The sequence below is a fragment of the Okeania sp. SIO3B5 genome (assembly GCF_010692555.1).
In the GTDB taxonomy this organism is placed as follows: Bacteria; Cyanobacteriota; Cyanobacteriia; order Cyanobacteriales; family Microcoleaceae; genus Okeania.
Map to the genome: position 1 here is coordinate 1 of NZ_JAAHHG010000527.1, position 6883 is coordinate 6883.

General features: G+C 36.0%; 12 protein-coding genes. 6 read left to right on the forward strand and 6 right to left on the reverse strand.

Going from position 1 to position 6883, the window contains the following annotated elements:
* From F6K54_RS37355 to F6K54_RS37380, 6 genes are all read left to right on the forward strand, one after another.
* Nucleotides 1–272: zinc ribbon domain-containing protein (locus F6K54_RS37355; protein ID WP_293089047.1), on the forward strand; the 272-nt coding region annotated here is incomplete at its 5' end.
* Nucleotides 273–505: 233 nt separating this feature from the next.
* Complete coding sequence (locus F6K54_RS37360; protein ID WP_293089061.1) at nucleotides 506–664, forward strand: SDR family oxidoreductase; 159 nt, start codon at nucleotides 506–508, stop codon at nucleotides 662–664.
* A gap of 102 nt (nucleotides 665–766) precedes the next feature.
* Nucleotides 767–1243 carry an MEKHLA domain-containing protein gene (locus tag F6K54_RS37365; RefSeq protein ID WP_293089048.1) on the forward strand — a complete coding sequence of 159 codons (477 nt, stop codon included), beginning with the start codon at nucleotides 767–769 and terminating at the stop codon, nucleotides 1241–1243.
* On the forward strand, nucleotides 1228–1377 hold the full coding sequence (locus F6K54_RS37370; RefSeq protein WP_293089049.1) for a hypothetical protein: 150 nt from the start codon (nucleotides 1228–1230) through the stop codon (nucleotides 1375–1377). The genes F6K54_RS37365 and F6K54_RS37370 overlap by 16 nt, the downstream gene beginning before the upstream one ends.
* Nucleotides 1378–1425: 48 nt before the next feature.
* Nucleotides 1426–2823, forward strand: a complete 1398-nt coding sequence (locus F6K54_RS37375; protein ID WP_293089051.1) for an AAA family ATPase — start codon at nucleotides 1426–1428, stop codon at nucleotides 2821–2823.
* Nucleotides 2823–3398, forward strand: coding sequence for a hypothetical protein (locus F6K54_RS37380; protein WP_293089052.1), 576 nt, complete (start codon nucleotides 2823–2825; stop codon nucleotides 3396–3398). Before F6K54_RS37375 ends, F6K54_RS37380 begins: the two co-directional genes overlap by 1 nt.
* A 173-nt stretch (nucleotides 3399–3571) precedes the next feature.
* On the opposite strand, the gene F6K54_RS37385 is transcribed toward F6K54_RS37380, so the two are convergent.
* The 6 genes from F6K54_RS37385 to F6K54_RS37410 form a co-directional block, all read right to left on the reverse strand.
* Nucleotides 3572–4087: a hypothetical protein gene (locus F6K54_RS37385; RefSeq protein WP_293089054.1), complete on the reverse strand. Its 516-nt coding sequence runs from the start codon at nucleotides 4085–4087 to the stop codon at nucleotides 3572–3574.
* A 9-nt stretch (nucleotides 4088–4096) separates the two neighbouring features.
* Entirely contained in the window at nucleotides 4097–4270 is a 174-nt protein-coding gene (locus tag F6K54_RS37390) for a hypothetical protein (protein ID WP_293089055.1), read from the reverse strand.
* A 404-nt stretch (nucleotides 4271–4674) separates the two neighbouring features.
* Nucleotides 4675–5070 (reverse strand): FAD-dependent monooxygenase, encoded by a 396-nt coding sequence (locus F6K54_RS37395; RefSeq protein WP_366558350.1) that lies wholly within the window; start codon nucleotides 5068–5070, stop codon nucleotides 4675–4677.
* Between the two features lie 13 nt (nucleotides 5071–5083).
* The gene (locus F6K54_RS37400) at nucleotides 5084–5218 is read right to left on the reverse strand and encodes a hypothetical protein (RefSeq protein WP_293089056.1); all 135 of its coding nucleotides are present in this window, start codon (nucleotides 5216–5218) and stop codon (nucleotides 5084–5086) included.
* Nucleotides 5208–5942 (reverse strand): FAD-dependent monooxygenase, encoded by a 735-nt coding sequence (locus F6K54_RS37405; RefSeq protein ID WP_293089058.1) that lies wholly within the window; start codon nucleotides 5940–5942, stop codon nucleotides 5208–5210. Before F6K54_RS37405 ends, F6K54_RS37400 begins: the two co-directional genes overlap by 11 nt.
* Complete coding sequence (locus F6K54_RS37410) at nucleotides 5935–6447, reverse strand: hypothetical protein (protein ID WP_293089059.1); 513 nt, start codon at nucleotides 6445–6447, stop codon at nucleotides 5935–5937. The genes F6K54_RS37405 and F6K54_RS37410 overlap by 8 nt, the downstream gene beginning before the upstream one ends.
* Nucleotides 6448–6883: the final 436 nt, after the last annotated feature.

The following is a 6883-nucleotide window of genomic DNA, read 5'->3' on the forward strand; positions in this document are numbered from 1 at the left end:
TGCTAAATTGGGCACATTATCGTTTCAAACAAACTCTTAAGTTCCATGCTTTAAAACGAGGAGCAACCGTAATAGATGTAACTGAGGAATATACTTCCAAAACTTGTACTCATTGCGGTCATGTTCACCAAAACTTAGGAGGCTCGAAGCATTTTAAATGTCCACATTGCGGTCATTCAATGCCGAGAGATTGGAATGGCGCTTTGGGGATATTCTTCAAAGCATTGCGAGATACCGCCTGCGTTGATGGTTCTGCCGTCACGTTGCTATGAACGGTTTTCCCGACTTTTGCCGGGAATTGCCGGACTTGATGTATCTGCAAGTCGGGGAATAGTTGACATCTCCAGGGGTTGAAACACCCTGGATTCTGTGGTTAGTCTACCGCAAATGGGACGGGGCGTTTAAATTGCGGAAGTAAATTCCGCACGCAGCCCCTCATAAATCCACATTTGCTTAAAGCCGTAGGCGCATTTTTCCAACCGGAAGTGAAGAGGAAAAACGCTTAATTTGTGGGATACCAATGAGGCGTGCTGGTAAACCTTCGGAAGTAGCAGCAGCTATTGGCTTTTTCTTTTCAGAAGAGGCAGGTTATATTACTGGGCAAACTCTTTTTGTAGATGGTGGTTGTAGCATTGATGTACATCCTTATTACAAGGCAAGATAAATTATTGATTCAAATTAACAGGTAAAATTTTAAGAGAAATCTAATTTAAAAGGTAGAAAATCAAGATAGAATGCTTGATGATTAACTGTTGAAAAATTATCAATGACTGAAAATATCTCATACCCTTGGAAACAAGAAACTATAATTCGCCATACTCAAAGACTGTTATGGAGCTATAAATATTGGACTGGTAAATCTCTACTGGATATAGAGAGAACACCGGAATTTATAGCTCAAGCTTTATGGGAAGCTCCATTTATTGTTGTTTCTCACGGTATGGAAGAAAATCCTATCTTCAATTATGGTAATCAGCAAGCGTTGGATTTATGGGAAATGAGTTGGGAGCAGTTGACTCATACCCCTTCTCGTCAGACAGCAGAACTTTCAGAGCGCGAAGATCGCCAGCTATTACTGACTCAGGTACAAACTCAAGGCTATGTTAGTGGTTATCGGGGGGTTCGTATTTCCAGCAAAGGTAAACGGTTTTGGATTTCAGATGTTACCATCTGGAATCTTCTAGATGAAAATCAACAGCAATGTGGGCAAGCGGCTACTTATAATCAATGGGAGTATATTTAGCTATTCGTGGTGAATTGCGATTATTTAGGCAAGAATATATCAGATATTTTAAACTCTATTTTCTGTATAAATTAGCTGAAAATATTAATTTACCAGATGAGAAAGTTGTATTACTCAAACCATCAAATCATTAAAATTTAACTATCGAGACAGATACAAGGAATTACAAAGTCTTATCAGCAATGAAAATTAAAATCCAAAATCTTGGTGTATTAAAGCAAGCTGAATTTACTCTTGCCGATCTGACGATTATTTGTGGTGGTAACAATACTGGCAAGACTTATGCTACTTATGCTTTATTTGGATTTTTGTCTACTTGGAAAGATATACTTACTATTGATGTTGACGATAAAATTCAGCAATTATTTGCTGAAGGTGTAATTAGTATTGATATACAAGAATATATCGAACAGACTCAAACAATTGTTACTAAAGGTTGTCAAGAATATACCAAGAAATTACCAAATATTTTTGCAGCAGCACCTGAACGATTCAAAAAAACAAAATTTGATGTCATTGTTGATATAAATGATATTAATGATATTAGTTTGAATATGAAGTTTGAGGATAAAATAAATTTTCCAGGAGGAGAACTTTTTTCCATTACCAAAAATGATGATAGTACAGAATTAGTTGTAACGCTTCTAGTTGAAAAAGCAAAAGCGGAAATTATAACTGAGATTTTTAATGATTTGATTGCAAATGCTCTCAAAGAAATTATTTTTTATCAACTTTTTCCTAGAACTTTTATCGCTAGTGCAGAAAGAACAGGTGCTGCTATTTTTCGTAAAGAGTTAAATTTTGCCCGCAACCGTTTGCTTGAAGAAATGAGTCAGGCAGATGATAAGATCGATATAGGAAAGTTTTTATTTGAAGGATATCAAGATTATCCACTTCCAGTTGAAAAAAATGTAGAGTTTACACAGAAACTAGAGAAAATTTCCAAACAACGTAGTTTTCTTTATAATAACCATCCTGAAGTTTTGAATGATTTCGCTGATATTATTGGAGGTGAGTATACAGTTACTTCCAGAGACGAACTTTATTATGTGCCAAAGCAAGGGAAACGACCTCCAAAACTGTCTATGCTTGAAAGTTCTAGCGCTGTGCGTTCTTTACTAGATATTGGTTTTTATCTAAAACACGAAGCTCAACCTGGGGACTTACTGATGGTGGATGAACCAGAATTAAACTTACATCCCGAAAACCAGCGTCGTGTTGCCAGACTATTTGCTCGACTTATTAATCTTGGAATCAAGGTTTTTATTACTACCCATAGTGATTATATTATCAAAGAATTAAATACGCTAATTATGCTGAATCACGATAAACCTCATCTTAAACGCATTGCTGAGGAAGAGGGTTATCAAACAGAAGAATTAATATCTGCTGAAAAGATTAAGGTATATATTGCGGAAGAAAAACTTATGCAACCAAAAGGTTATAAAAGAAAAATTAAGTGCCCAACTCTTACCCTAGCAAATATTGACCCGGAAATGGGTATTGAAGCTCGTAGTTTTGATACAACTATTGAAGAAATGAATCGAATTCAGGAAGCGATCGCCTGGGGTGAAGATTGATGGTTGATTCTGATATTGATATCCTTAAAAGGATGATTCAACCGAGAGCTACAGTAGCATTAGAATCTGAATATCAGAAGAATATCGTCAAACTCACAGAAGATTGTGATAACTATACTGTAACTATTTATGGAATGCCAAATTATGATGAAGTTATCGTGATTAAGGTAGATACTTTTAGCGCACCAACTACAATTTTCCAGGGAAGTCGTGGTGAATGCAAACGTGCAGATTTTGCCATTATTGCTGATATTATCGAAAAAGGAAAATTTATCGTCTTTATTGAAATGAAGCGAGGAAAAAATACATCTAAAGAGAAAGAGATTATCCAGCAACTCAAAGGGGCGAAGTGTTTTGTTGAATATTGTCAAGCAATTGGTAAATCATTTTGGGAGAAAGGAGATTTTCTTGATAATTACAAATACCGTTTTGTTAGTATTAAGAATATCAAAATTCCTAAGAGTAAAACACGATATGAATCTAAAGCTAATATCCACGATACTCCAGAAAATATGTTAAAAATTAGTTCCCCACATCACATTCAGTTCAATCATTTGATAGGACATAAAAAATAATTAGCACAAAAAAAAAGAGGTTTTGCAAATGAAAAATACTCTATTAAAGCTGTTATCTTACTACAAGAAAATTAGTATTTTAAAGCAAATATTTAAAACTAATAATCAGAAATTAATTGAACAACTATTGATGGGATTTTAAAATTAGATCCCAACAATACAAATAAAGAAGACTATCTTAGTACCTCTGATTGAACAAAAGCAGGTTTAATAAACTCATCTCTATCTTGTAAACTAATATAACCTTGATTAACTACTAGACTCATTAATTCAGTTAAAAATTGCTTTAATTCAGTCAAAACCTGTTGTTTATTCAATATAATTAATGATTCCTGATGATAATAATTAAACTCTTTTAAATAACATTTAATTTGCGTATCAACAGGAACAAATTTTATTCTACACCAATAACTTTCAACGAAATATAAACCCATGATTTGATCCTGTTCTAACTCTCCTATTTGTTCAGTGAATCTATCCTCCAATAAGATACAAATATCAGGGTCTAAAAATACCTTAAACTTAGTTTGCCCAATTTCTACAATAACTTGACGATTAAACTCATAACAAAACTTCCTTAACCCTAATTCAAAGTCAGATAACTCCCCTAAAGGATCATCAGGAGGAGTAGTAAAATTTTCTATATTTTTATGACCTAATCTTAGTTTAAATTGCTTAATTTTATTCATTTTGACCTCTTATTTATAGTTTATTTTAGGTTCAACAATAGGATAAGCATACTTAATTGTTCCATCTGAATTTCTGCCAATTTCCGCATAAACTACATTTTCACTAATCCTTCCATCATCATGATAAACTCTACCAATAGGACGATTAAATTTAATGACATAGTACCCATAATACTTTGGCATTAATTTTTCTGCTTGTAGCCAATCTTGATCGTTTAACCACTGTCCTTGATCTTTCTTAGTACTGGATGCTCTACCTTGTAAATTAGTAGGATTTAATTGAGCACCATGATGGCGAATAATATGATCATAAGCTTTAGTTGATTTAGGATTATTCCACTGAGGTTGTTTTCCTTTTCCTCTTCATTCACACCCACTTCCTACTTTAACTGTAGAATCAATAATATCAGCTTCAACAATTTCGATAATGGTTAAATCATTCACAGATAATCTCTAAAAGGTTACTATAATTTTATTATCATGACATATATGGTATTAGGAGAATAAAAAGGTTATCAGTTAACATTATCTTAGTAGTTGTTTGAATATGTTCAAAAGCTGCCACTCAAACAATCTAATCATTAAATTCAACTATTCAAACGCACAGGTGAAATCCCAAATGCAATCAACCGTGCTAGAATATCCCGCAGTATCGGCAACCGTAAAAAAGCAGGAACAGTAAACTGCTGATTTTGATTCAGCGCACGAGCAACGATCCGTTTTTGAGCTAACCCCTGAAACCATTGAATAACTCTAGTTGGAAACTCCCGTTGACGCTGCACCTCTGCCAAATCCCACAAATGCCAACTCCCAAGTTTTAGCGGTTCGCTGAGAATATTTGTTGCTACAACTGCATCTTGAATAGCATAGTTAATCCCGACTCCACCCATAGGTGACATAACATGAGCAGCATCCCCGATGAGCAGTAAACCCGGTAGATACCACTTAGGAAGACGACTCGACTCTACAGATAGAAAAGCAATATTAGACCAATCTTCAAGTAAATGGTAGCGATGTAGCTACCGCACTTGCTTCGCCAACGCTAAATTCTGGCACCAACTCAACCAAAGACTTTCGCAAAAAATCTATACCAGCAGTGCGCAACTTTGCAAAAGCACCCTTAGAAATCATATAAGCTACTTGCCAGAAATCTGAGCGTTGGCGGAGCAAGTGCGGCAGCTACATCAAGCAAAACCACCATCTTGCCATTACCCACACGACCTGATAAACCATTAGGTTCCTCTGACTTGCGTGGCAAACGAAACCACATTACATCCATTGGTGGAGAAGTTTTAATCGGTTCAAAACCCGCTAACTGACGCATTCGGGAGAAACGACCATCTGCTCCCACTGTTAATAATGCTCGAACTTCGTGCCAACCTCCATCACCCCGATAACGCACCCCACGCACGACTCCATCCTCTTTAATAATTTCCTGTACGTTTGCACCCATGATTAAATGAAAATTGGGATACTGTTGCGCTTCAGTAGCAATAAATTCTAAAAATGTGACTTGTGGCAGAATAGTAATATAAGGATATGGAGTTTTTAAGCGACTGAAGTCAGTCAGATCAATGTCACCATTAGGAGAACTTAACTTGAGTGTGCGAGCTTTGGAATGGGGCAACTCTAATAGACGGTCAGCTAAACCTATTTGTGCCATTATTTCCATTACGGAAGGATGAATAGTATCTCCTCGGAAATCGCGATCAAAGTCTTGATGTAATTCCAGGAGAGTGACTGAGATACCTTGACGCGCTAACAATAATCCTAATACAACACCTGCTGGTCCGCCACCAACTATACAACAAGTTGTTTGCTGTATATCAATAATTTCATGGGTATGATTAGTCATTTTCTTTAAGTTTTTCTTTTAATTGATTTAACTGTTCTGGTGTTAGTTTAATTTGTACTTCTAATAACTGCGTTGCATCCTGAAATAAGATACTATTTTCTTCGACTAAAACTTCGGGATTATTAATTTCAATTCTTTGATATTTTACTTCTGGCAATGCAACTCTAATTACCAATTGTTGTTGAGATTTAGGAAAAATATATAATTCCTGACGAGTATGGTGTAATTCTAGTTTTTGAACAGTTGTATTGCTTTCTGTCGTTGAGTTTGGTTTTTGCCAATAAAGAGTAATACCGCGAATTTCTGCTTTAGCTATCTCAAATATTTCATCAAATCTTTGAGGTTCCCAATCAAGTTCTGTAAGATCGCCACTAGCAGGAATAAGTCGCTGTCGCCAGGTAATTTCTTTGTCAGCTATGGCTGCCCACCATTGACGGATAGTGTCTAGATTATTTGGATTTTCTGGATTATTGCTACCTAATTGCCAAATAGTTTTAAGCTGCATATTTATAGATGGTTTTAGTTAAGTGAGTATGAATTAATTTGATAAGCAGATACATCAAGCCCGGCAATTCCCGGTAAAAGTTGGGAGAACCGTTCAGAGCAATGTGACGGCAGAACCATCGACATTGGCGGTATCGTGCTAACGCGCCGCTTCGCTAACGCAATGCTTTGAGAAATATCCCCAAAGCGCCCCTAAACAAAATTGTTTACCTAATAAGGGATTCATTCTGACAAAGTGTGTGATTAATTTTGTTTATCTGCTTAATAGTATTATAGTATAATATCATGTTAGGTTAAATACTTATACTTTGGCAGAGGGAAGGCAGAGGGCAAAAGGAGGCGTTGCTGAATTGAAGTATGAATGTGCGATTGTTTAGTTCTGGTAAAGCCCCCGCGCATCCCCCGTTCAACAAAAAGCGCAGCAACATCTGGCTTCC

Excerpts from the sequence above, each read along its gene's own strand:
- F6K54_RS37365 (WP_293089048.1), top strand. The coding sequence starts at position 767 with ATGACTGAAAATATCTCATACCCTTGGAAACAAGAAACTATAATTCGC.
- F6K54_RS37380 (WP_293089052.1), top strand. The coding sequence starts at position 2,823 with ATGGTTGATTCTGATATTGATATCCTTAAAAGGATGATTCAACCGAGA.
- F6K54_RS37405 (WP_293089058.1), bottom strand. The coding sequence starts at position 5,942 with ATGACTAATCATACCCATGAAATTATTGATATACAGCAAACAACTTGT.
- F6K54_RS37370 (WP_293089049.1), top strand. The coding sequence starts at position 1,228 with ATGGGAGTATATTTAGCTATTCGTGGTGAATTGCGATTATTTAGGCAA.
- F6K54_RS37400 (WP_293089056.1), bottom strand. The coding sequence starts at position 5,218 with ATGATTTCTAAGGGTGCTTTTGCAAAGTTGCGCACTGCTGGTATAGAT.
- F6K54_RS37410 (WP_293089059.1), bottom strand. The coding sequence starts at position 6,447 with ATGCAGCTTAAAACTATTTGGCAATTAGGTAGCAATAATCCAGAAAAT.
- F6K54_RS37375 (WP_293089051.1), top strand. The coding sequence starts at position 1,426 with ATGAAAATTAAAATCCAAAATCTTGGTGTATTAAAGCAAGCTGAATTT.
- F6K54_RS37390 (WP_293089055.1), bottom strand. The coding sequence starts at position 4,270 with ATGCCAAAGTATTATGGGTACTATGTCATTAAATTTAATCGTCCTATT.
- F6K54_RS37385 (WP_293089054.1), bottom strand. The coding sequence starts at position 4,087 with ATGAATAAAATTAAGCAATTTAAACTAAGATTAGGTCATAAAAATATA.